Origin of the sequence: Bifidobacterium simiarum, assembly GCF_002802905.1 — a bacterium.
GTDB classification, from domain to species: domain Bacteria; phylum Actinomycetota; class Actinomycetes; order Actinomycetales; family Bifidobacteriaceae; genus Galliscardovia; species Galliscardovia simiarum.
The window spans coordinates 77,554-101,397 of the sequence record NZ_PEBK01000009.1; the positions used below are offsets into that span (position 1 = coordinate 77,554).

At 63.4% G+C, this 23,844-nt stretch carries 17 protein-coding genes and 1 pseudogene; 7 read left to right on the forward strand and 11 right to left on the reverse strand.

From position 1 onward, the window contains the following. Nucleotides 1–153 precede the first annotated feature (153 nt). Nucleotides 154–1,587: an MFS transporter gene (locus CSQ87_RS09080; protein WP_100513556.1), complete on the forward strand. Its 1,434-nt coding sequence runs from the start codon at nucleotides 154–156 to the stop codon at nucleotides 1,585–1,587. Between the two features lie 70 nt (nucleotides 1,588–1,657). On the opposite strand, the gene CSQ87_RS09085 is transcribed toward CSQ87_RS09080, so the two are convergent. The 3 genes from CSQ87_RS09085 to CSQ87_RS09095 form a co-directional block, all read right to left on the reverse strand. Then, a complete protein-coding gene (locus CSQ87_RS09085) occupies nucleotides 1,658–2,434 on the reverse strand; it encodes a TetR/AcrR family transcriptional regulator (protein ID WP_100513557.1) in 777 nt (258 codons plus the stop codon). A gap of 141 nt (nucleotides 2,435–2,575) precedes the next feature. Further along, nucleotides 2,576–3,505 (reverse strand): EamA family transporter RarD, encoded by a 930-nt coding sequence (rarD, locus tag CSQ87_RS09090; protein WP_100513558.1) that lies wholly within the window; start codon nucleotides 3,503–3,505, stop codon nucleotides 2,576–2,578. A 170-nt stretch (nucleotides 3,506–3,675) separates the two neighbouring features. Continuing rightward, nucleotides 3,676–4,980: a class I SAM-dependent methyltransferase gene (locus CSQ87_RS09095; RefSeq protein ID WP_100513559.1), complete on the reverse strand. Its 1,305-nt coding sequence runs from the start codon at nucleotides 4,978–4,980 to the stop codon at nucleotides 3,676–3,678. Between the two features lie 389 nt (nucleotides 4,981–5,369). On the opposite strand from CSQ87_RS09095, the gene CSQ87_RS09100 reads away from it, so the two are divergent. After that, nucleotides 5,370–6,872, forward strand: coding sequence for an MDR family MFS transporter (locus CSQ87_RS09100; protein WP_207761131.1), 1,503 nt, complete (start codon nucleotides 5,370–5,372; stop codon nucleotides 6,870–6,872). A 265-nt stretch (nucleotides 6,873–7,137) separates the two neighbouring features. Then, a pseudogene (locus CSQ87_RS09105) lies at nucleotides 7,138–7,599 on the forward strand (HD domain-containing protein); the annotation flags it as partial. A gap of 203 nt (nucleotides 7,600–7,802) precedes the next feature. On the opposite strand, the gene CSQ87_RS09110 reads toward CSQ87_RS09105, so the two are convergent. Together CSQ87_RS09110 and CSQ87_RS09115 are read right to left on the reverse strand one after the other, a co-directional pair. After that, nucleotides 7,803–9,317: a DHA2 family efflux MFS transporter permease subunit gene (locus tag CSQ87_RS09110; RefSeq protein ID WP_100513560.1), complete on the reverse strand. Its 1,515-nt coding sequence runs from the start codon at nucleotides 9,315–9,317 to the stop codon at nucleotides 7,803–7,805. Continuing rightward, complete coding sequence (locus CSQ87_RS09115) at nucleotides 9,314–9,778, reverse strand: MarR family winged helix-turn-helix transcriptional regulator (protein WP_243388905.1); 465 nt, start codon at nucleotides 9,776–9,778, stop codon at nucleotides 9,314–9,316. Before CSQ87_RS09115 ends, CSQ87_RS09110 begins: the two co-directional genes overlap by 4 nt. 154 nt (nucleotides 9,779–9,932) lie before the next feature. On the opposite strand from CSQ87_RS09115, the gene CSQ87_RS09120 reads away from it, so the two are divergent. Then, nucleotides 9,933–10,691: an SDR family oxidoreductase gene (locus CSQ87_RS09120; protein WP_207761132.1), complete on the forward strand. Its 759-nt coding sequence runs from the start codon at nucleotides 9,933–9,935 to the stop codon at nucleotides 10,689–10,691. A 49-nt stretch (nucleotides 10,692–10,740) separates the two neighbouring features. Here CSQ87_RS09120 and CSQ87_RS09125 read toward each other — a convergent pair whose 3' ends face one another. The 3 genes from CSQ87_RS09125 to CSQ87_RS09135 are packed head-to-tail and all read right to left on the reverse strand — an operon-like array spanning nucleotide 10,741 to nucleotide 13,851. After that, nucleotides 10,741–11,973 carry a hypothetical protein gene (locus CSQ87_RS09125; protein WP_133122384.1) on the reverse strand — a complete coding sequence of 411 codons (1,233 nt, stop codon included), beginning with the start codon at nucleotides 11,971–11,973 and terminating at the stop codon, nucleotides 10,741–10,743. A 58-nt stretch (nucleotides 11,974–12,031) separates the two neighbouring features. Then, nucleotides 12,032–13,300 carry a hypothetical protein gene (locus CSQ87_RS09130; RefSeq protein WP_100513563.1) on the reverse strand — a complete coding sequence of 423 codons (1,269 nt, stop codon included), beginning with the start codon at nucleotides 13,298–13,300 and terminating at the stop codon, nucleotides 12,032–12,034. Continuing rightward, on the reverse strand, nucleotides 13,300–13,851 hold the full coding sequence (locus tag CSQ87_RS09135; protein ID WP_100513564.1) for a PadR family transcriptional regulator: 552 nt from the start codon (nucleotides 13,849–13,851) through the stop codon (nucleotides 13,300–13,302). Before CSQ87_RS09135 ends, CSQ87_RS09130 begins: the two co-directional genes overlap by 1 nt. A 380-nt stretch (nucleotides 13,852–14,231) precedes the next feature. Here CSQ87_RS09135 and ettA point away from each other — a divergent pair, with 380 nt between their 5' ends. After that, nucleotides 14,232–15,911, forward strand: a complete 1,680-nt coding sequence (gene ettA, locus CSQ87_RS09140) for an energy-dependent translational throttle protein EttA (protein ID WP_100513565.1) — start codon at nucleotides 14,232–14,234, stop codon at nucleotides 15,909–15,911. A 490-nt stretch (nucleotides 15,912–16,401) separates the two neighbouring features. Here ettA and CSQ87_RS09145 read toward each other — a convergent pair whose 3' ends face one another. From CSQ87_RS09145 to CSQ87_RS09155, 3 genes are all read right to left on the reverse strand, one after another. Continuing rightward, nucleotides 16,402–17,391, reverse strand: a complete 990-nt coding sequence (locus CSQ87_RS09145; protein WP_100513566.1) for a LacI family DNA-binding transcriptional regulator — start codon at nucleotides 17,389–17,391, stop codon at nucleotides 16,402–16,404. A gap of 79 nt (nucleotides 17,392–17,470) precedes the next feature. After that, nucleotides 17,471–20,242 (reverse strand): alpha-L-rhamnosidase, encoded by a 2,772-nt coding sequence (locus CSQ87_RS09150; protein WP_243388903.1) that lies wholly within the window; start codon nucleotides 20,240–20,242, stop codon nucleotides 17,471–17,473. A gap of 195 nt (nucleotides 20,243–20,437) precedes the next feature. Next, nucleotides 20,438–21,751 (reverse strand): MFS transporter, encoded by a 1,314-nt coding sequence (locus CSQ87_RS09155; RefSeq protein WP_100513567.1) that lies wholly within the window; start codon nucleotides 21,749–21,751, stop codon nucleotides 20,438–20,440. A gap of 311 nt (nucleotides 21,752–22,062) precedes the next feature. Between CSQ87_RS09155 and CSQ87_RS10810 the strand changes: the two genes are divergently transcribed. Together CSQ87_RS10810 and CSQ87_RS09160 are read left to right on the forward strand one after the other, a co-directional pair. Continuing rightward, nucleotides 22,063–22,641 (forward strand): hypothetical protein, encoded by a 579-nt coding sequence (locus CSQ87_RS10810; RefSeq protein WP_165776814.1) that lies wholly within the window; start codon nucleotides 22,063–22,065, stop codon nucleotides 22,639–22,641. A gap of 206 nt (nucleotides 22,642–22,847) precedes the next feature. Continuing rightward, entirely contained in the window at nucleotides 22,848–23,768 is a 921-nt protein-coding gene (locus CSQ87_RS09160) for an acyl-CoA thioesterase (RefSeq protein WP_100513568.1), read from the forward strand. Nucleotides 23,769–23,844: the final 76 nt, after the last annotated feature.

Below are 23,844 nucleotides of genomic sequence, written 5' to 3' on the forward strand. Positions count from 1 at the left end.
ATCACCCGTCCCAATCACCCGGTTCAATCACCCGTCCCGATCGTCCCAAGGCACTACACTGGGCATTGCGGTCCTCCGGCTCCTCCGCATAAGAAATGTCCGAGCCGATTACCCAAGAGATTCCACATCTGCCAATCAAGGTAAGGACTCATCATGAGCAATCGGCCATCATCCCCCGCGACCGGCACCAGCGCCACCGACGTCGACGCCGTCGCCGACAAGGCCCGCAAGGCCCTGTTTCCCCTGCTGTTCGTCTATCTGCTCGGCGTGCTGTGCCTACAGGCGTTCAATCTGGTCTTCGAGCACATCGGCACCGACTTGGGCGCCGTCTCCCAGGCGTCGCTGATCACCGCGATCCCCGGCGTCGTTCTGGGCATCGTCTGCTTCGTCTACGGTTCGCTGTGCGACTTCGTCTCCCTGAAGAAGCTCACCTTCGTCGGCCTGATCCTGCTGTGGGTCGGCTGCGCGTTCGGCTTCCTGCTGCACGGCAATCTCATGCTCGTCATCATCGCCCGCTGCATCCAGACCATCGGCTTCCAGGCCGCGGGATCCGTGTATCTGGTCATCGTGGCGCGATATCTCAAGCCGGAAAGCAAACTGCTGTACTTCGGCCTGTTCACCGCCGTGTTCCAGCTCTCCACGGCTCTGGGCGTGCTGTGCGGCGGCCTGTTCAGCGCCATCGACTGGTCGTGGCTGTTCCTCATCCCCGCGCTGTCCGTGCTGGTGGTCCCGCTGCTGCTCAAGGATCTGCCGGACTCGGCAAGCCATGGCACGCGCATCGACGTCATCGGCTTCGCCCTGTTCGGCGCCGGCGCCCTGTTCCTCACCCTGTTCTTCTCCGACCTCACCTGGCCGCTGATCATCGCCTCCGCCGTGGCCTTCGTCGGCTTCGCGATCTACATCAGCCGCGCGAAGAACCCATTCATCACCCCGGCGTTCTTCCGCAACACCCGATGGATCAAGGCCGTGCTGCTCATCGTGATCTTCTATTCGCTGAACTTCTCGGTCACGCCGCTGTTCAACGCCGCCGGCTCGGTGATCTACGGCATGAGCTCCACACAGGTCTCGCTGCTGCTGCTTCCGGCGCTGATCCTCGCCACCGTCACCGGCACCCTGTCCGGTCGCATCGTCGACCTGATCGGCCGGTTCCGCGCGATCCTGCTCGCCGGCACCCTGATGGCCCTCGGACTGGTGCTCAGCGGCGCCTACCTGTACCTTTCGGCGGGCAGCCACACCTCATGGCCGCTGGCCGCCGCGATCTCGGTGTACTACATCGGCATGGCGATGACGTACTCCCCCGTCGTCGACACCGTGCTCGGCACATTGCCGCCCGAGCAGAGCGGCCGCGGCGTGGGCATGAACGATCTGGCCATGCAGGGCTCCGGTGCGATCGGCATCGCGATCTTCGGATCCATGATCAGCGTCGCCGCCTACGAGGCCAAGGCCTCGGCCACCGATGCCGCGGTCTCGTCGTTCCCACTGGCCAACGCCTACTACGGGTCCAAGCTGTTCATCTACGCGGCCGTCATGGTGTTCGGCGTCCTCTGGCTCGTCGTTCACCGCAAGGCGCTGTATCAGACCAAGTAGGGAGCCGTACCAGACCAACGCGACCAGGTAGGGTCACAAGACCAAGTAGGGATAAGACCATGTAGCGGCGCTACTCGTCGAATGGCAGATCGTCGTACAGGTAGTGGTCGATCACCGGTCCGACGATCTTCGCCATCTCCAGCACCGTATGCCGCCGCAGCGCCGGGATCTCGATGAGATGCCAGCTGGAGACCAGCCCGATGATCTGCGAGAACACCAGTCCCAGTCGCTCCGCGGCGTGACGGTCGTCGATGGGCGGCTGGATGCTGTTGACGATCTCGTTCTTCAGGAACCGCACGTAGAAGTTGCGGAACTCCTCGTTGGCGCCGAGATCCTTGAGCAACCCGAGCAGCAGACGGCGGCGGGGGTCGACCGCCTGCATCAGGAACGCGTAGACCAATCGGCTGCCGGTCGAATCCATGGTGTGATCGTGCTTATTCTCATGCAGCAGGTTGAAGAACTCCTGGGAACGGAACAGGTCGGAGGCCGCCGCCATGAACAGGGTCTCCTTGTCGGTGTAGTAGTACTTCACCAGCTTGGCGTCCACCCCGGCCGCGGCCGCCACCCCTTTGATCGTGGTGCCGCGGTAGCCGTGCGACGAGAACTCCTCGCACGCCGCATCCAGAATCCGCTGCCTGCTGGGGCTGTTGCCCGGGCGACGCCCCCGACGGCGGTGAGATTCCGGCCGGGCAGCGGATCCGCCCGCCTCATGGTTCGCGCCACCCGTCTCGTGACCGACACCGCCATTCTCAGGGCGTTTGACGACCGCCTTATTGTCGAGGCCGCCACCCGTCTCGTCGTTCACGTCGCCCAATCCGCCTACGGCACGCTCCCCAACCGACGTCATGGCCCCTCCATTCCACAACCTTCACCCTCTGAGCCATTCAACCACCACCATCCCCCACAAACAAGACCCCCGTGGTGACGGTCAACTCACAAGACCCCGGGTGACGGCCAGCCCACCCACCACTCACCGCTCAGCCGCCGCTCACCGCTCAGCCACATCACCCAGCGTGAGCTTTCGGCGGTGCTGGAGCACGATGTCGAAGGAATACACCACCAGGGCCATCCAGATCACCGAGAACGAGATGAACCGGTGGGCCGGCACCTGTTCGCCGAGCACCACGATGCCGAGGATCAGCTGGATCGTCGGCGTGATGTACTGGGTGAAGCTCAGCGTCAGGAAATGCGCGTGCTTGACGCCGTACGAGGTGAGCACCAGCGGCACCACGGTGAGAATGCCGCAGCAGGCCAGCAGCACCCACACATGCACGGGCGCCCCGGCCGGCACGCCGAACCGCGGCTGCATGGCCAGTGCGGCGAAGGCCACCGGGGTGAGCACGCCGGTCTCGAAGGTCAGGGATTCGAAGGAATCCAGCGGAATGAACCGTTTGATCAGGCAGTAGCCGCTGTAGCTGAACGTCATCAGCAGCGCCAGCGTGGGGAACGCCCCCGTGTCCAGCACGTAGAGGCCGCCGCCCACCAGAGCGATCAGCATGGAGACGATGCCGAGCCGCGTGGTCCGCTCGCGCAGGAGCAGCAACGCCAGCAGCATGTTGATCAGCGGCATGAGGAAGTTCGCCGCACTGGCCTCCGACGTGCGGCCGATCACCACCAGATAGATGTAGACCACCCAGTCGATCGACACCAGCACCGCGGCCAGTACCTCAAGCCAGAAAATCCGCTGGTTTTTCCACAGCGCGCGCACGGAGGCAAGGAACCGTCCCCACCGGCCGGAGACCACCATGACCAGCAGCATCACCACGAACGCCGTGACGATGCGGTAAAGCATCACGTTCATCGCGGACACGCTGGCGAGCGCGGCCCAGTACAGGGGAAAGATGCCGTAGACGAAGGCCTGGGCGACCGTGGCGGCCACGCCACGGGGAGTCTGTTTGATCTGATCCGTTCTCTTCACCGGATGATGATACCGCGAGGCCCGATACCGCGACGATACCGAGCCCCACTCAGAAGATCACCGGTCAGACACTCCAGCCACCGGTCAGGCAAACGCTGACCGGCCGACCAAGCGCTCACCGGTCAGCCGGCCCCAATCAGACAGCCGGCCACCAATCAGACGACCGACGATCAGGCCTTCCACCACGGACGCAGCGGGTACCACTTGCCGTCGGGGTGGCCGACGCGGTCGGGCTTGACGGCGAGGAACTGGTGGATCTGGATGCCGTCGAGCTCGAAGTTCAGCGCGCAGGCGGCCATGTACAGGCCCCACACCTTGGCACGGTCGAAGCCCACCTGCTTGACCGCGTCGTCCCAGTGCTCGGAAAGGTTGTGGTTCCAATGGTGCAGGGTGAGCGCGTAGTGCTGGCGCAGGTTCTCCTGATGCACCACGTTGAAGCCGGAGTCGTGGATGCAGCTTTCGATGAAGCCGGGCGTGCCGAGGTCGCCGTCGGGGAAGATGTAGCGGTCAAGGAACTCGTCGGTGCCGGGCTTGCCGTTCGGCTTGCCGTGGCTGATGGTGATCTGGTGGTTGAGCAGGCGGCCCATGGGCTTGAGCAGCTTGAACATCTCCTCGAAGTAGCTCTTGTAGTTCTTCACGCCCACATGCTCCATCATGCCGATCGAGCAGATGCCGTCGAAGTCGCGTTCGGGCACGTCGCGGTAGTCCATCACACGCACTTCGGCGAGATCCTCGAGGCCCTCGCGGCGGATCCACTCCTGCGCGTAGGCGGCCTGCTCCTTGGACAGCGTCACGCCGAGCGCCTTGATGCCACGGCGGGCGGCCGTGATGACCATGGAACCCCAGCCGCAGCCGATGTCGAGCAGACGCTGGCCGGGCTTGAGACCGAGCTTGTCGAGGATCAGCCGCAGCTTGTTGGCCTGCGCATCCTCGAGGTTCATGGCTTCGTTCTCGAACACGGCGCAGGTGTAGGTCATCGAGGGGCCGAGGAAGTCGGCGTAGAAGTCGTTGGACTGGTCGTAGTGGTAGCTGACCGTCTCGGAATCGGCCTTTTCGGTGTGCGGCAGCAGACCGGACTTGATGCGCTGCCACTTCGAGGGGCCTTCCACCTCGGGCACGGGGGCCTTGCGGAATCCGTGGCTGAACACCGCGGCGGCCACGCGGGCCACGTCCAGCGGCGTGGGCTTGCGCACGTAGGGGGCCATGTCGATGAAGCTGCGCAGCACCGGGTAGGGGTCGGCGTAGTCGATGCCCTCCACGTCGAAGTCGCCGAGGATGTAGGCGCGGACGACGCCGATCTCGTTGGGGTGTTCGACGATCTGGTAGACGGCGTTCGGATTGTTGACCTTCACATGCAGCGGGGCGCTTTCGGGACCGAACGTCGAGCCGTCGAAGGCGTCGACGCGCAGCGGCGCCTGAGGAGAGACGAACATCCCCACCATTTCACTGATCGTCATCGATTTGCCGTTGGCCATGCCGGACCTCCATATATCTCAACACCGCTCGTAGCGTTTGCTTCGTAGCGCCCTTGTGATCCCGATACGGGGTCGCACCGTTTTCCGAGTGGAAGCTTAGTACGTCCGGACGGTGACTTCAGCCAACGGATCATAACAATCCGTCCGGTTCCGCCGTAAGCTGACGGTCCGGCATACGGACGGATCACCCGGTGTCATACGGGTGGATCGCCCGAGGGCAGAGCGCCCATCCGACGGCATACGGATCGTCCGAAACCGGCGTTGTCCGGACGCCGGGGTTGGATGTCAGTGCATCGATTCGCGCACACACGCACCGAATGTGACGGGGAAACGATTCGGCCGATGCGCATACCAGTCGAGCCATATCCGCCAAGTCACGGGAAATCGTCATGTCCAATACCGTCAACACCGCAAACACCGTCAACACTGCAAACACCGCAAACGTCACCGAGGCCGAAACCGATCCGTCCGAAGAACGGTCCCGGCCCATCGACCGCACACCGGATCCGCACCGGGCGCGGGCGATGGTCGTCACGCTGATGATCGGATCGTTCGTCGCGATCCTCAACCAGACGCTGATGATCTCCGCCCTGCCCACGTTCATGCGCGAATTCGGCATCCCCAGCAATACCGTGCAGTGGCTGACCACCGGGTTCATGCTCACCAACGGCATCATGATCCCGATCACCGCGTTCCTGATCGAAACGTTCACCACCCGGCAACTGTTCCTGTACGCGATGGGCATGTTCTTCACCGGATCGCTGATCTGCGCCTGCGCCCCGGGATTCCCGTTCCTGCTGGCAGGCCGCATCATCCAGGCGTGCGGCGCGGGCGTGCTGATGACGCTACTGCAGACCGTGCTGTTCCGCGTATATCCGCCGGAACGCCGAGGCGCAGCGATGGGCATGTTCGGTCTGGTGATCGCGTTCGCCCCGGCGCTCGGCCCCACGATCTCCGGCATCATCCTCGAATACCTGCCGTGGAGGGCGATCTTCATCCTGCTCATGGCGATCACGGCCGCGGTGATCGTCGCCGCATGGTTCACCGTCGGCAACGTAGGCGAGCCGTCCCATCCGCATATCGGCGTGCCGTCGGTGGTGCTGTCGACGTTCGGCTTCGGCGGGGTACTGTACGGCTTCTCGGTAGCAGGCCGGGCCGGCTGGACCAGCGTGCCGGTGGTCGTCAGCCTGATCGTCGGCGTCGTGGCGCTGACCGTATTCATCCGCCGTCAGCTGCGACTCGACCAGCCGATGCTGAACTTCCGCATCTTCCGCCACCCGATGTTCACGCTGTGCCTGACGATCTCGGTGCTCGGCTTCGCCGCCTTCATCGGCGTGGAGAACATCCTGCCGCTGTACCTGCAGAACGATCTGGGCGTCTCGGCGCTGGAGTCCGGTCTGCTGATGATGCCGGGCGGCATCATGATGGGTCTGCTCAATCCGGTCGGCGGCCACCTGTACGACCGGTTCGGCGGCCGGCCGCTGGGCATGATCGGCTTCGCGCTGCTCACCGTCAGCACGCTGCTGCTGTCCATGCTGCAGGCGGATTCGCCGGTGTGGATGCCGGCCCTGTTCTTCACGCTGCTGCTGTCCGGCTCGGCGTTCTGCTCGATGCCGCTGACCACGGCCGCGCTCAACCAGCTCACCGGACCGGAGATCCCGCACGGCACCGCGATGAACAACACACTGCGGCAGACCTCCGGCGCGATCGGCACGGCACTGCTGGTCACCATCATGACCTCCTTCACGCTCGATCCGGCGGTGTATGGCCGGGCCGGGGCCGTACACGGCATGCAGGTGTCGTTCCGCGTGCTGATCGTGGTGTGCGCGGTATGCCTCGTGGCCTCGTGCTTCATCCGCGATCACGGCCGTCGTCCGGCCGGCAAACGGTAGGTAAGGGCGAAAACGTAACGATCGGTAAGGGCAAAACGGCCGGTAAGGGCGAACCTCCGACCGGCCGCCGGTCAGTCGACAAAGGCGAACAGTCGGTGACGGCAGTCCGAACGTTCATGGGATCCCGGTGGACATCCATCCCTCTTTTGGCTACGCTGAGGGGTGGGTCAACCCAGAGAGGACTTCGAACACTACCGTGATGAATCGCTTCGCGATGGATACCATGAACGCCCTTGATGCCGACGCCGATTCGGCGGGCGAGGCCATGCTCACCGTTTTGGAATACGGACTCGACATCATCGAGTCACCGGGTATGCAATCCGAGAAACGCTATTTCCAGCATGGCAACACCACCACCTTCCAGCATTCCGTGGCCGTGGCCGAGCGATCCGTCAGGCTCGCGCACCGGTTCGGACTCGACGACATCGTCGACATGAGGTCGCTGGTGGTGGCCGCGCTGCTGCACGACTATTTCCTGTACGACTGGCACGATGACGAGGACTGGCATCGGCTGCACGGCTTCACGCACGGCCGCATCGCCTGCCTGAACGCCATCCGCGACTACGGGCGCGACATCGTCAACGACGTGGTCGCCGACAGTCTGATCAACCACATGTATCCGCTCACCAACGTCCCGCCGAAGTACACCGAGGGCTGGCTGGTGAGCATCAGCGACAAGCTGTGCGCCACCGGCGAGGCGGTGAACCGCGAACGCTTCCGCGTGCGCAAGAGCCACCGCGTGATCTCCGGCCTCGACTCCCTGCCCAAGGTGCCGTCGCTGGGCGCGCTGCGGTCGGTGGAGGCCGCGGTCAACAACACCAACGGCATCGGCTCGATCCGTTCCGGCGCGTATCACACGCTGCTCGCCCTGCGCGGGCGGTAGATGACACTGCGCGGGTGGTAAATGGCGCTGCACGGGCACTTGAGGTGCTAGATGGCGCTTTCCTTCAGTTCCGGAGTCCTGCGCGAGGAGTATCGGAACATCAGCGCCGCCATCACGATGCCCGCCACCGCCATGCCGGTGAGCGTCCACATGCTTTCGGGGAACGCCGCCATCGTCGCGCCGGCCGTGTCGAGGCCGTCACGCATGTGCGCGGCCGAGAATTCGGAGATCAGCGTGCTGGCCACGGCGGTGCCGATCGCGCCCGCCATCTGCTGCACGGTGTTCATCACCGCGGACCCGTCGGCGTTGAGCCGCATCGGCAGCTGGTTGAGTGCGTGGGTCTGATCGGGCACCAGGACGAATCCGGAGCAGGCCATGAACAGGGCGTAGGCCACGGCGACCGCCCAGATACGCCCGGACAGCATCACCATCACCACATCCATCACCGTGACGCCGAACAGGCCGAAGATGATGAATGTGGGCGGGAAATGGCTTTTCAGCGCATTGCCGATCATCGGCGCGCAGATCGCCCCGATCACAGCGCCCGGCAACAGAATCAGCGCGGAGACCAGACCGCTCAGACCGAATCCGCGTTGCAGCAGGATCGGCAGCAGGAAGTTGAGTCCCAGTACGCCGCCGGATGCCGCCAGCAGGATCAGCATGCCCAGGGTGAATCCGGGGTAGCCGAACACCCGCACCTGAATCAGCGGACGGTCCATGCGCAGCTGGACCACGGCGAAAACGGCAAGCACGATCACGCTTGACGCCAGTACGACCCAGAACCGCCAGTCGCCGTTCCATTCGGCGAAGAAGCTCACCGCGACGATCAGTCCGGCCAGTCCCGAGGCCACCAGCAGCAGCGACGGCACGCTGATCGACGCCCGTTCGCCCTTGCGGATATCGGGGACGGTGATCGTGCCGAGGACGAGCGAGACACCGAGGAACGGCAGCATGGTGTAGAAGATCCAGTGCCAGTCGAGGTATTCCATGACCACGCCGCCGAACACCGGGCCGATCGCCGGTGCGGCGCAGGTGACGAGGCTGACGATGCCGAGCATCATGCCCCGTCGGTTCAGCGGCGCCTTTTCGAGGATGATGGTGGTGATCAGCGGCAGCGAGATGCCGGTGCCGAGCGCCATGACCAGTCGGGCGGCCAGCAGCATCGGGAAGTTCACGGCGAGCGCGCCCAGCACCGTGCCGGCGGTGAAGATCGCGACGGCCGTGACGAACAGGGCCTTGGTGGCGAACCGTCGGACCATGAACGGGGAGCTGGGGATGGCGACGGAAAGCAGCAGTAGGTAGCCGGTGGTGAGCCACTGGACCACGGAGGCCTCGAGGGAGAATTCGCTCATCAGCGTGGAGTAGGCGATGTTCAGCGAGGTTTCCGAGAGGATGCCGAGGAACGTCAGGATCGCCAGCGATACCACGGCGACGATCAGGCTGGCCGGGACGGTGTTGCCGCTGACGGTGTTGGCGGCGGAGGTTGTGTTGGCGGCGGGGACGGTGTTGCCGGTCGGGACGGTGTTGGCGGCCTTGGCTGTATTGGCGCGAGATTCGTTCATCGTTCGTCCTCCTGCATGAGTCTCAGCGTTTCGGCGATCGTCGCCGCGGTGGTCCGGCACTGGTCCTCGGTCAGTCCGCCCAGCAGACGGCCGAGGTGTTCGTGGTATTCCTGCACGTACCGGCGGCGGATGTCCAGTCCTCGTTCGGTGAGGGTGAGGGTGACCGCGCGGCGGTCCTCCCGGCCGGGATGTTTGGTCACCAGACCCAGCGTCGACATCTCGTTCACGAGTTTGGTGACGCTCGGCGTGGTGACGCCGAGGAATGCGCTGACGTCGCCGACCCTGGCCGTGCCGACGTCCTGCCCGTTCGACTCGTTGAGATGCCAGATCGCGTCGATCACATGCACCTGCCGGGGCTTCATCCCCCGAGGAAGATCCGGCATGAGTTCGGTGATCCGCTTCGCCTTCCAGCAGGCGTCCAGCAGCACCCGCACCTGCTCCACCGGCAATGACGTCGTCATGGTGGCCACCGGCCTTTCATTTAGTTACCTTTAGTAATGACTGATGGTAAGTATATGACCGCGTCGGACATCGTCGCCGACGCTGGAGTGCATACGGGCGTACATACAATGGTCACGACCAACAGTCAATAGCAACAACGGGCGGGAGGCTTTGATGACATCATCGAACGGGGAGCAGCCGATGCGGGACAGCCGCGTGCTGGTCATCGGAGGAACGTCGGGGTTCGGCCTTCGCATTGCCGAACTGGCACTGGAAGCCGGGGCGAGGGTCACGGCGATCGGACGATCGGCCGCCCACATCGAAGAGGCCGAGTCCCGCCTTCGTCAGCAGGACGAGAACGGCGACGATCCACGCTATGAGGTGGCCTGCTGCGATGTCACCGACACCGACACCTTCGACGAATGCATCGGTGCCCGAGCTCCGTTCGACCATGTCGTCTCCATGATGGGAGGCGCCATGGGAGGAGGGTTCCTCAGCAACACCGACGAGGCCATCCGCTCGGCCGTGGACGGCAAGTATCTCATGGCACTGCGCATCGCCAGAATCGTTCTGCCCCGGATCGCCGACGGCGGTTCGCTCACGCTGACCGCAGGCTCCGGCGGCCGACCGTACAACGCTTCGGGCGCCGTGCTGGGCAATCAGGCCATCGCCACGCTGACGCAGGGGCTGGCCATCGAGTCGGCGCCCCGCGTGCGGGTCAATGCGGTGGCGCCGTGGTGGACGCCCACCGGATTGTGGCGTGACGTTCCGGCCGACCAGTTGCATCGGCAGAGCGAGCAGATGGCGGCGGCCAATCCGCTCAAGCGTCTCGGCACCGTCGACGAGGTGGCGCGAACCTACCTGTTCCTGATGAGCAACGGGTTCATCAACGGCCAGACCATCCATGTGGACGGCGGAATCTCCGCGCTGTAGGTTTCATTTCCAAGTCACGGATTTCCGAGTCTTTCCGGGTCTTTTCAGGTCACAGTCCGTGGCGATCTCGGTGCCCGCGCCATCCGCGATAGGCGAGAATCACGGCGACGTCGAAGCAGATCAGCTGGCCGATCTGCGCTCCGGACACCGGTCCCCCGGTGAAGACGATCCAGAGGATGTTCGCCACGGCGAGCACTGCCGCGAACACCCAATACCACAGCTCTCTCCGGGCCTTGATCGGCGTCGGCGCGAATCGACTGGCGTATTCGCCCGGCGTGCCGAATTCCGAAACGAGTGTCACTCCGCTTTCGCCGGCATGATTCCGGGCATCGTCACAGATGCGCCGCACGTCGGCGTCGGTCATATCGTTGCGCACCCGTAGCAGCACGGCGACCCTCGCCAGCCATTCATCGTCGGTCAGCAAGAGGTCGTCGGCAGTTGAGTCATACGAAGTCCCAGCGATACCATCCCCGCCAGCATCGAAACCCTTTGACGCTTCTTCCTTCCACACGCGGCTGATCGCATACGCGGCAATACCGTAGATCACCGTCATGGCGAGCATCCATGCCGTCGGCACATATGGCCCGCCGGTCGCCGACCACATCACCGCTACCAGCAACACGACACCGAGCAGCCCCACCGCCACGGCGGCGATCGCCGCATCTACCGCCGATCTGGCCGCCAGCACCAATCGATATATCCGATTGCCCATCAGAGCCGTAACCGTCAGCAGCCATGGCACCACCACCATCGGCCATGCGATCAATCCGCTCGCCTTGCCGACCGTCCCGGTCGAGAGCATGACGTCATCCGGCGTGATCAGCGTCGGCGACGGAACGAACGCCCGACCGACCATCCCCGGCACATGCCAGTCACGGATGGCAAGCACCAGCACAATCCAGAACAGCAAGGACAACGGTGCCGCGAAACCAAACCCATGGACCACCACATCCCGAAGAGACGGCGGCGGCTCGACGCCGAATCGGTCAAGCCCGTCCTCACGCCATTCCTCGACCTCGTGAGCCGCCCACTCCCGTGGCTCCCCGAAGAGTTCCGCCAAAGGCGTGCCGCCATCATCCCCGAGCATCATGCGTAGTTCATCCAGCGCCCGTTCGAGGGCACTGCGCACCGCATCGACTTGCCCATGATGCTCGTCCAGCAGACTCCATGCGACCCGTTCGGCCCAGATGCGGTCATGATGATCACCACGAACACGTTCGAACGCTTCGAACACGTCACCCAGCGAGCGATCAGACCCCGCCTCCCCTGACGCCTTGGTCATTGTCGGCATCTCCCTCATGCTTGGCACTTCCAATTCACCGCCTTCCCGTCCAGCCGCGCTATCGTTTCGCCAGAATCGCGGCGTGCCGATATCGGCGGACGGAATCGATCATGGCAACGACCGCCATCACATAGAACACGCCCTGCACGCCCACGGGAACCAGCGATCCATGCCATTGCCCTCCGACAATCGCCAACAAGGCCAATCCCATGATCAACGTCAGGAGCATCACCGTGGCCACGCACCCGGCCATCTCCCGGCGAGCGCGTACGGAGGTTTCCCGGAACCGATGGGCGTATTCGGCTGGCGTACCGAATTCGGCAACCAGATCGGATCCGGACCGTGCGGAGAACGCCTCCGCCTCATCGCAGATTCGCCGGGCCGCACCATCGGTGATATCGCCGCGCTCCCGCAATAATCTGCCGACATCGCGAATCCACGTCGCATCGTCCACGAACGGACTCGATTCACTGAGCCTGGACCGACGGCTGGGCTCCCTCCACAGTCGCGCGACCACCCATCCAGACAATGCCCATACGGCGGCCAGCAAGAGCATCCACGCGGCGTTGACCCGAGCCGGCGGCAATAGCCATTCGGACAGCATCGCACCACCCAATCCGGCGACGACGGCCAGCACTCCGACCGTCACGACCGCCAGCATATGGGAGATATTGCGAAGCACCCGACGATACACCGTTCGAGCCAGACCGATCATCAGCACGATCACGAACGGCATGAACAGATCGCGTAGCGGAAACAGTCCGTCTCCCGACCACAGGGTGGAGGAATCGCCGGACATGACGGGAAACGGGACCAACGCCAAACTCCATGTCATCGAGGACCAGCCGCTGGCCAGCATCAGCAGCCAGAACACCACATACACCGGAGCCGACGCCTTCAACGCGGTCACGGTCACATTGCGCATGGATTCCGGTCGTTCGTATGCGAATGCGTCGATCCCCTCTTCCCGCCATTCCTCGACCCGACCGAAGGCCCACGCCTTCGGATCCCCAAACATCTCGTTCAATGACGCCCCATGACGGAAACCAGCATTCCCGGTCTTAGCACCCGCTTTGGCTTCGTAGACATCCTCCGAATCAATATCTTCCAAATCGGCATCAGCGATAATTGCACGGAACGTCGTGCACTGCTCCTCCAATACCCGACACGCCCTATCGACATCAACGTGCCAGCGCTCACACAGTTCACAGGCCGCTTCCGCCGCCCAGACCGCATCCGCATCATCGCCGCGAACCCGGCGATACTCCTCAGTCAGAGCATCAACCGAGACATCAGCCATCGCCGTCATTGCCGATTTCATCATCATCACCGTCCATCACGATCTGCGTGGACGTTCCGCTTCCACCGATCGGCCACTTGCCTGCCGGAATTCGGCGCGGACCGCACCTCCTGCAATATGGCGTCGGCGGCATGGGTAACGACTTCGCTCCCACCCGCTAGGTCTCCGCCCACCGTCGTATCATCCACCATTGCTCTGCCTGGGACTGCATCATCCGACGAGCCGGCGGCATGACCGGAACTTGCACCGACCAATACCCCGACCATCATGTTCCACTGCCGCCGTTCACGTTCCAGCCGGGCGCGTCCCGTCTCGGTCAGCCGGTACACCCGCCGACCAGGACCGCCTTCGCTCTGCTCCCATTCGTCATTGATCACGTCGGCATTCTTGAGCTCCTCGAGAATCGGATACAGCGATCCGCCCTTCGGCCGTCCGAAGCCCAGCCCCTCAAGGGCCAAGGCAATGCCGTAGCCATGCAACGGTCCGGCTTCCAGACACACCAGAATCGCCGTGCGCATGGCCGCACGCACCCATAGCACCGGCCACTTCGCCTCCTGACGATCATGTTCGCGCACCATATGCCACCTCCATCACGATCACCCAAATACCGATCGCATATCTAAGTATATATGCTATCTAGATACGACACAATACCTCTGCTGTCATCCGCCGCCGCTAACTACCTGCCGTCTGAAATCACAGGCCAAACCAGTCGAAATCCGCGATTCATGGTGCTTTTCGGTCGTTCTCCGCCCAGAAAAACGACCATAAGGCACCGTCAATCGCCGATAACGGGGCTTTCGACCTGCCAAACGCCGTTGCCGTCGGCTGTAGATGGCCTGTAGAATAATGGTTTTGGAACTTTTTGCCGTGCTCCGCGCAATTCCAGGATGACCGGGGTACGCAAATTTTTGGGAAATCAACGGAATACAACCAACGCTAGAGATAAGGAACTCACTTGGCTGAATTCATTTACCAGATGATCAACGCGCGCAAGGCGTACGGCGACCGCGTGATCCTCGACAACGTGACGCTGAGCTTCCTGCCCGGCGCCAAGATCGGCGTGGTGGGCCCCAACGGCATGGGTAAGTCCACGCTGCTGAAGATCATGGCCGGCCTCGACACCGTCTCCAACGGCGAGGCGAGCCTCACCCCCGGCTACACGGTCGGCATCCTGCAGCAGGAACCGCCGCTGGACGACACGAAGACCGTCGGCGAGAACATCAAGATGGCGTTCGGCCCGATCGCCGACAAGGTGGCCCGCTTCAACCAGATCGGCGAGGAGATGGCGAATCCGGACGCCGACTTCGACGCCCTCATGGAGGAGATGGGTACCCTCCAGACCGAGATCGACGCCGCCAACGGCTGGGATCTCGACTCCCAGCTCGAGCAGGCCATGGACGCCCTGCAGTGCCCCGACCCCGACACCCCGGTGAACGTGTGCTCCGGTGGCGAGCGCCGTCGCGTGGCCCTGTGCAAGCTGCTGCTCGAAGCCCCCGACCTGCTGCTGCTCGACGAGCCCACCAACCACCTCGACGCCGAGTCGATCCTGTGGCTGGAGCAGTTCCTGCACAAGTACGAGGGCGCCGTGATCGCCGTCACCCACGATCGTTACTTCATGGACAACGTGGCCGAGTGGATCTGCGAGGTCGACCGCGGACACCTGTACCCGTACAAGGGCAACTACTCCACGTATTTGGAGACCAAGGCCAAGCGTATGGAGATCCAGGGCGCCAAGGACGCCAAGCTCGCCAAGCGCCTGAAGAACGAGCTCGAATGGGTGCGCTCCTCGCCGAAGGCCCGTCAGGCCAAGAACAAGGCCCGTCTGGAGCGTTACGACCAGATGGAGCAGGAGGCACGCAACTCCAAGAAGCTCGACTTCTCCGAGATTCAGATCCCGCCGGGACCGCGTCTGGGCTCCACGGTGCTCGAGGCCAAGCACATCCACAAGGCGTTCGGCGACCGCGTGCTCATCGACGACCTCTCCTTCACGCTGCCGCGCAACGGCATTGTCGGCGTGATCGGCCCGAACGGCGTGGGCAAGTCCACGCTGTTCAAGACCATCGTCGGCCTTGAGCCGCTCACCAGCGGCGAACTGAAGATCGGCGAAACCGTGAAGATCAGCTACGTCGACCAGAACCGCGCCGGCCTCGATCCGAAGAAGAACCTGTGGGAAGCCGTCTCCGACGGTCTCGACTACATCGAGGTGGGCGGCGTCGAGGTGCCGACCCGCGCCTACGTGGCCAGCTTCGGCTTCAAGGGCTCCGATCAGCAGAAGCTCACGGGCGTGCTCTCCGGTGGCGAGCGCAACCGTCTGAACCTCGCTCTGACCCTCAAGCAGGGCGGCAACCTGCTGCTGCTCGACGAGCCCACCAACGATCTCGATGTGGAAACGCTCGAATCGCTGGAGAACGCGCTGCTTGAGTTCCCCGGTTGCGCCGTGGTGATCTCCCACGACCGCTGGTTCCTCGACCGCGTCGCCACGCACATCCTCGCCTGGGAGGGCAACGACGAGAACCCGGCCAACTGGTACTGGTTCGAGGGCAACTTCCAGTCCTACGAGGAGAACAAGGTCAAGCGTCTCGGCGAGGATGCGGCCCGTCCGCATCGCCTGCACCGCAAGCTGACCCGCGCGTAGGCACTGGCAGCGGACCCACTGCGCCAGATTCCCGACATCAAGGCCGGTTCCCCATCCCGGGAGCCGGCCTTTCGCATAGTGCCCAGTGAATCCCAAGCCCCCCCCCGATGGATTACGCTGCATATTCGCCGAAATCACGCGCAATCCATCGAAAATCAGGCCTTCCCGATGGATTACTCTGCAAAATCCATCATTCTGCACCGCAATCCATCGCCCCCGGACCATCCGACTCCGCAGAACCGCATGATTGCAACGATCTCGAATGCCGCCCGGCGCGAAGACGATGGATTACTCTGCAAATCCGCCGAAATCACGCGCAATCCATCGAAAACGACCTCATTCCTATGGATCACGCCGCATATTCGCCAAAATGCACCGCAATCCATCGAACGCACCGCAATCCATCAGCAACAGCCGCCCAAACCACCGTACTGGACCGAACCACCGTACTGGACCAAACCACAGTACTGGCCCAAGCCACCATACTGGCCTAAACCGCCGTACTGGCCCGAACCAGCAGACGGGAAGGGATCGTCTTCATCGTATGCCGATGGTCGTCGGCGTGCCGGATCTCATCGACAAGCAGCTCCACCGCGGCCCGTCCCATCTCATACCCGTGCGGCTCAATGGTGGTCATCGGCACCGGACCGCCCCATGCCAGCGGATTGCCGTCGCAGCCCATCACCGCCATATCGCCTGGAACCGATCGTCTGCAACTGAGTATGCCGTCAATACAACCGGCCGCCAACACATCGGTCAGACCGATCACGAAGTCCGGTCGCGTATCATCAGATCGCTCGGCCAGTCGGACCCCGGCCTCGTATCCGGAACGGGGATTGCGCCAATCGGCCACGTCGATGATCTCGGTATCGCCGATCACCGATCGGATGCCCCTGCACCGGTCATCCAGCGATTGGATGTCATCGGACGCCGAGATCACCGTCACCCGGTTCCGCCCGATCCGCAGGGCATGCTCGGCCGCCAAAACCCCAGCCTGAACGTTGTCGGCGCATACCTGACACAGATCGCAGGAATCACTGCGATAATCCAGCACCACCGTCGGGGTGTCGACCGGCCAGTCGGGCCGCCATCCGGCACCGGGCCGCGGCTCGACGATGATGCCGGACATGCGCGCACCCCGAAAGTAATCCACATAGTGATTGGCCAGCAGATCATCATTGTCGGCGCTGGTGATCATCAGATCGAATCCGGCTTCCCGGGCGGCATCATAGGCGCCCTGCGAAACCTGCAGGGAGAATGCGTGATCCAGACCGGTAAGCACCAGACCGAAGGCGGGATTGCGTCCGCCGGCGAGCGCACTGGCATTGCGGTTGGGCACGAATCCCAGTTCCTTGATGGCCTGTCGGATAATCTCCCGGGTCTCCGGTCGCACCTTCTCCGGATGATTCAGCATGTTCGACACGGTACCCATGGCCACTCCCGCACGTTTCGCGACGTCGTTGATGGTCACCCGAGCCATGTCGCCTCCCGAATCCGATCGAATCACATTCGGCTAGAACTCTACACCATATCGAATCACGCCATATCGAACCCGGGGCCTACATCGAATCGAACCCGGGATCTACATCGAATCGCAGCCGATACGTTCCTCCTTCATACTCCCGGCGCTCGTCGCCCACGCACACGACGGCCCGGCCGCCGGCCGGCACCCGAAGCGCCATGGTCATCGCACCATCCGACACCTTCCAGCGCACATCGATCAGACCAAGCGGGCAGCGATGCGTCACATGGGCCGAGGCGATGCCGCCGCCGGGTTTCGGCGCGACCTCGAAGGTCGTCCACCCCGGTTCCAGCGGCGTGATTCCGCCGATCGTCCGATGCATCCAGTCGGCGACCGAGCCGAGCGAATAGTGGTTGAACGAGGTCATCACCCCGGGGTTCACCGATCCGTCCGGACGCATGGAATCCCAACGTTCCCAGGTCGTCGTCCCGCCCATGCGCACCTGATACATCCACGAGGGGCACTGCTCAGAGAGGAACAGCCGATAGGCCACGTCGACGTGACCGGTGGCGCACAGCGCATCGAGCAGATACGGGGTTCCGGCGAATCCGGTGCCCACCGTGTAGCCGCCGCCCTTCACCAGTTCGGCGAGGCGATCGCCGGCGGCCCGTCGCCGCTCGTCATGCTCGTCGAGCAGGTCGAAGGTGATCGCCAGCGTGTACGCGCACTGGGTGTCCGAGGTCATCCGGCCGTCGGCGAGTACGAACCGGGAGAGGAATCCGCGACGAATGTGTTCGGCCAGTGATCGGTAGTCGTCTTCGGCCGCCGAGTCGCCGAGCACGGCCGCCATTTCGGCCAGCAGACGCACCGAATGCTGGAAGAACGACGTGGCCACCAGTTCCTTGGCGGTCATCGCACGGGCCGCGTCGTCCGGCGGAGCGGTCGGGTCGAGCCAGTCGCCGAGCTGACCGTACATCAGGTTCGGCCGTCGGTCCCATACACCGTCGTCGGCTAGATGCCCACGGACCTCCTCGACCCATCGTCTGGCCAACGGATACTGTTCACGCAGCGTCTGCGCATCGCCACTGGCCATGTATAACGCCCAAGGCACCACGACGACGCTGTCGCCCCAGATGGCGATCGCCTCGGGCACCCGCCATTCGGCCAGAGGAATGAACGGCACGTAGTACGGTACCGTGCCCCAGCGTTCGGTTTCCGCGGCCACATCGTCCATCCAATCAGTGAGGATCGCTTCCACATCGTGCAGGAAGGCGGCGGTCGGTGCGAACAGGGCAATATCCCCCGTCCATCCGAGCCGTTCGTCGCGCTGGGGACAGTCGGTGGGAATGGAGACGAAGTTGGATCGCATCGACCATTCCACGTTCTCGTGCAATCGGTTGACCATGGCGTTCGAGGTCTCCAGCCATCCGGTCCGCTGCATCGACGTGCCGTAGGCCACGGCCACCACGTCGTCGGCGTCCAGTTCTCCCGGCCAGCCGTCGATGCGCGCATACCGGAATCCGTGGATCGTGAATCGCGGCTCCCACCATTCGTCATGACCGTCGGCGACGTAGACGTCCGTCTGCACGCCGCGGCGTAGCGGACGCAACGACAGTTCGCCGTCCGGTTCCAGTACTTCGGCATGGTGGACGGTCACCTCGTCGCCCGGCTTCAGCCCGTGCATGCGCAGTCGCAGTCGCTGGGTGCAGTTCTGACCGAAGTCCAGCAGGAACGATCCGTTCCCCAGATTCCTGATCGATCGTGGACCGGTCGTACGGATGGCGCGTACCGGCTCCATTCGGGGCGCTTCGAGCAGCATTGGATCGAAGCGCACTTCGGTCACCGGCTCCCAGTCGGAGTCGTCGTATCCGGCCGAGGAGAATCCGGCATCCGCAAGCCGGGCGTCATACCGTTCGCCTTCGCACAGTCCGCTGTATACGATCGGACCGCGCTTCGCCTTCCACCGGCCGTCGTAGGCGTTGGAGACGAGCGTCCGCGTCGACCCGTCGGCGAAGGTCATCTCCAGCTGCGCATAGGCGGCGAGACGATCCCCATACGTGTTCACGCTGCCGCCGCAGAATCCGATGCGTCCCCGATACCAGCCGTCGGCCAGCCACAGTCCGATGCCGTTGCCGCCGGCCTTCAGCAGATCCGTGACGTCGTACGTCCGGTAGTGCACCCGGTGATCGTAGACGGTCCATCCGGGGGTGAGGATGTCCTCGCCCACCCGATGCCCGTTGATCTCGGCCTCCACCAGACCGAGTGCGGAAAGATACAGACGGGCGGCGACCGGCCGGTCGTCCAGCGAGGTTTCCGTACGCAGCAGCGGGGCATGACGCCAGTCGCTGGTCGGCTCGTACCAGCCCGGGCCGATCATCGCGGCCTTGCGGTCGGCCGGACCGAGCATCCCCGGTTCCACGACGATCTCATCGGACCATGCATGTTCCCCGATGCCGGAAGGATCGTCGTTGCCGGACGGATCGTCACTGCCGGGCAGATCGTCACTGCCGGACGGATCCTCGTTGCCGGGCAGATCGTCGATCGCTACCGCGATCCGGGCCTGTTCGCCGAATGCCAGGGGATCGTCCGGACAGTCCATCAGGACGTTGCCATCGGCACGGACTCTGAACGTCCGCTCCTGCCATGACAGACCGGGACGGCCTCGCCGTATGCGGACGGTCGCCCGTCGATCGGCAATGGAGTCGATCGACGAATCGTAGACCCATGAGATTCTCGGGGTCGCCATGCCGATGCCCAGCGCTTCACCGTGCAGGTGTTCGACGTTCACCTCCTCGATATGGCTGCCGTGATGGATATGGCTGCCGTGTTGATCGGCGCGGCCGGTATCCAAAGACATGGATGCTTTCATGGTCTCTTTCCTTCTATGACTTCCCGCGTATGGACTTCCCACGTATGGACTTCCCACACAAGGCTGATGCCTGACATGGCTGATACCTGACATGGCTGATACCTGACATGGCTGATACCTGACATGGCTGATGCGGCCGGGCGATGGAACACCCGGGCCGCGTTGGGTGATGGATCGGCTATGGCCGCCCGACGGTCACCGGGTTTCCGCCGATTCGACGGCTTCTACGGCAGCGGGGTTCAGCGCCGGATCGGGAATGCCACGGCCCTTGATGAACTTCATGATGCCGAAGGCGGATGCGTACGAGAGGCACAGCGAGGCCACGAGGATCCACAGCAGCAGATTCGGGGAGACGGCCATCAGCGCCGGCGTGACGAATCCGAAGATCGCGGTGATGAAGCGGACGACCGCATAGGTGAATCCGGTGGCGGTGGCGCGGGCGTTGACCGGGAACAGTTCCTGGCTCCAGACCTTGTACAGCGGCTCGCCGTGCAGCATGTTCGCCGTGCAGTAGACGAAGTAGCAGACCGTGAAGATCATCCAGGTGCCGCCGGCGAAGGCGGAGACGGCCATGGCGGCGATGCACAGGATCAGTCCGACGTGCATCATCGAATAGCGGTGGCGTGTGTCGGCCAGACGGATGTAGATGCCGTACAGCACGAGGCATCCGAGGATGTTGGCGAAGAATCCGGCTGCGGTGGCGAACGACTGGCTGCGACCGCCGATAGTGACCAGATAGTAGTTGAGGAAGGATCCCCACGTATTGGCCGGCAGGTTCCAGAACAGGTAGAAGCCGGCAAGACCGATGAGCGGGATCAGATAACGGGGGTTCTTCAGCAGCTGGCCCAGCGGATACGCCTGCTGGGCGTCGGTGGAGTGGGCGTCGACCTGCGTATGGGCGAATTCGGCGGCGAGATCCTCCTCGATCTTCTTGAAGCTCGGACTCGCCACACGGACCAGCCAGGTGATCAGGGCCACGGCGGCGATCACGAGGAACATGATGGTCACGCCGGTCATATCAAGACCGGAGACGAGGAATCCGATGCCCTGGGAGATCACGATGGCGGCGATCCAGAAGATTTCGGTGGAGGACACCACGCGCCCCTGATGCTCACGGGGCACTCGCTCGGAGATCACGGCCAGCGAGGTGGGCAGATCGGCGCCCGAGGCCAGACCTGCGATGATGATGCCGACCAGCAGCACGGTGAGGTTGGGGGCGAAGGCGATGATCGCCGCGCCGACGACCACGAACAGGATGTCGATGTTGAAGACGACGGTACGACCAAAGCGGTCGGACAGGCGGCCGCCGAAGAAGGATCCCACGGCGACCGACAGGGTGAGGATCGTGCTCACCGCGCCGGCCCACCACGGGCTGAGGGAAAAGTGGCTTTGCCACAGCGGCAGGGCCACGCCCGCGGAGACGAGCAGCGCGGCGTCGAGATACGAGGCTATGCCCGCGTTTCTCGCCAGTTTCCAATAACGCTTATCAAGCTTTTCGGTATTCGCCATCGTTGGCACCTTTCCTGATATCACCGTAGCCGCACCATAGCGGCCCGGGCATCATCGCAGCGGTCAAAATATGGATTGAAGCGTTTCAATGAAGCGCTTCAATTATGCGACGAAAATTGGGCCGCCGCAAGTCGGACGACCGCGATCGTCATCGAATCCCACATACGGGGACGCTTCGGAGATCCGCGCGACGGCTCCTCATTGACCGAGGCAGACTCCTTGGCAATCCGGAACAGGCCCCTCTGCAACCCGATATGCCTTCTCGGCAATCCGATACAGCCCGGCAATCCGGAACGCCGATCCAGCAGACCATGGAAAAACGGTATGAGACAGCCCCGCCTTCGGTGGAGAGGGTCGCTCTCCCCCGCCAACATGCGTTGCAGCCCATCGGCAGTCACCGTTTCCGATGGATTGCAACGCATATTCGCCGAAATCACGCACAATCCATCGAAAATCAGGCCTTCCCGATGGATTACTCTGCAAAATCCATCATTCTGCACCGCAATCCATCGCCCCCGGACCATCCGACTCCGCAGAACCGCATGATTGCAACGATCTCGAATGCCGCCCGGCGCGAAGACGATGGATTACTCTGCAAATCCGCCGAAATCACGCGCAATCCATCGAAAACGACCTCATTCCTATGGATCACGCCGCATATTCGCCAAAATGCACCGCAATCCATCAGCGGCCGGTGTCACCCCTTGATCATTCAACTAATCACGCTCACCCGCACCACACTCATCCACACCGACCGACGTGATGCAACGCACCAACCAACACACCGCACCAACCAACACACCGCACCACACTCGTCCGCACCGACCAGCCCCAGAGAGCACGCCGCAACCACCGCCCTTCCCAGCGTCAACTGGCACTTCGGCCAATAAACCCGACACCTACTGGCAAATCGTCCCATCAACGTCCCATCAGCGCCACGCCATCGCCCCATCGCCGTCCCGTCGGTGCCGATTGCGTCATCTGGCGTTCACCTAACTCACGAACTCGTTACAAACACGCCAAAAACTTGGCGCACCCCGCGAATAGACTGCATTGCAATGAACATCGCCAGTACATCGTCGAAGGGGATCTAGTCATGCCTACGCAGGAGCAGCAGACACCGCTCGAGCATCTTGTCAAGGTATTGCATCTCGGACAGCCGTCCGCATACCGAAATCATACGTACATCAACGGCGAAAGTCTGTACTTCCCCACCGGCCGCGTCTACGGCGGTCAGGTCATCGCCCAGTCGATGGTGGCCGCCGCCCGCACCGTGGACCCGGACCGCCTGCCGAACTCCATCCACGCCTACTTCATCAGTGCCGGCGACATCCGTCAGGACGTGCTTTTCGACGTGGAGAATCTGCGTGACGGCCGGTCGTTCTCCGCTCGCCGCGTCAACGCCACGCAGGCCTCGGGCGCGATCCTCACCGCCATCGCCAGCTTCCAGAAGCAGGGCCAGGATGGCGTGGAATACGCCGACCCGATGCCCGAAAACGTCCCCGACCCCGAGTCGCTGTCCAGCGCCAAGGACCTGATGGAACCCTACGCCGGCAAGTCCCCGTTCGCCGACTACTACGCCACGAAGTCGCCATTCGACATCCGCCACGTGAACTCCACCGTGATGCTCGGCAGCGACCACACGGCCACGACCAACGACTCCGGCCGCCAGCTGGTGTGGATGAAGGCCGACGGCACCGTGGACCTGCCGCAGCTGTGCCACCGCGCGATCCTGGGCTGCGGCTGCGATCAGATCATGCTGGAACCGATCGTGCGACGGGCCGGTCTGAGCTTCATGACGCCGGGCATCTCGTACGCCACCATCGACCATTCGATGTGGTGGTACCGCGACGTGGACATCAACCAGTGGCACCTGTACGTGCAGGACACCCCCACCGCGGCCCACGGGCGCGGCCTGAGCCACGCCAAGGTGTATGCGCAGGACGGCACGCTGGTGGCCGCGATGGCGCAGGAGGCCATGCTTCGAGTGCCCGAGGACGAAATCCCCCGGCACTGAGCCGGCCTCCCGCCCCGAAGCCGCCGACGGGGGCAGAACAGTCCTAGCCCCAACGCGAACCGAATCAGCCCCCGAA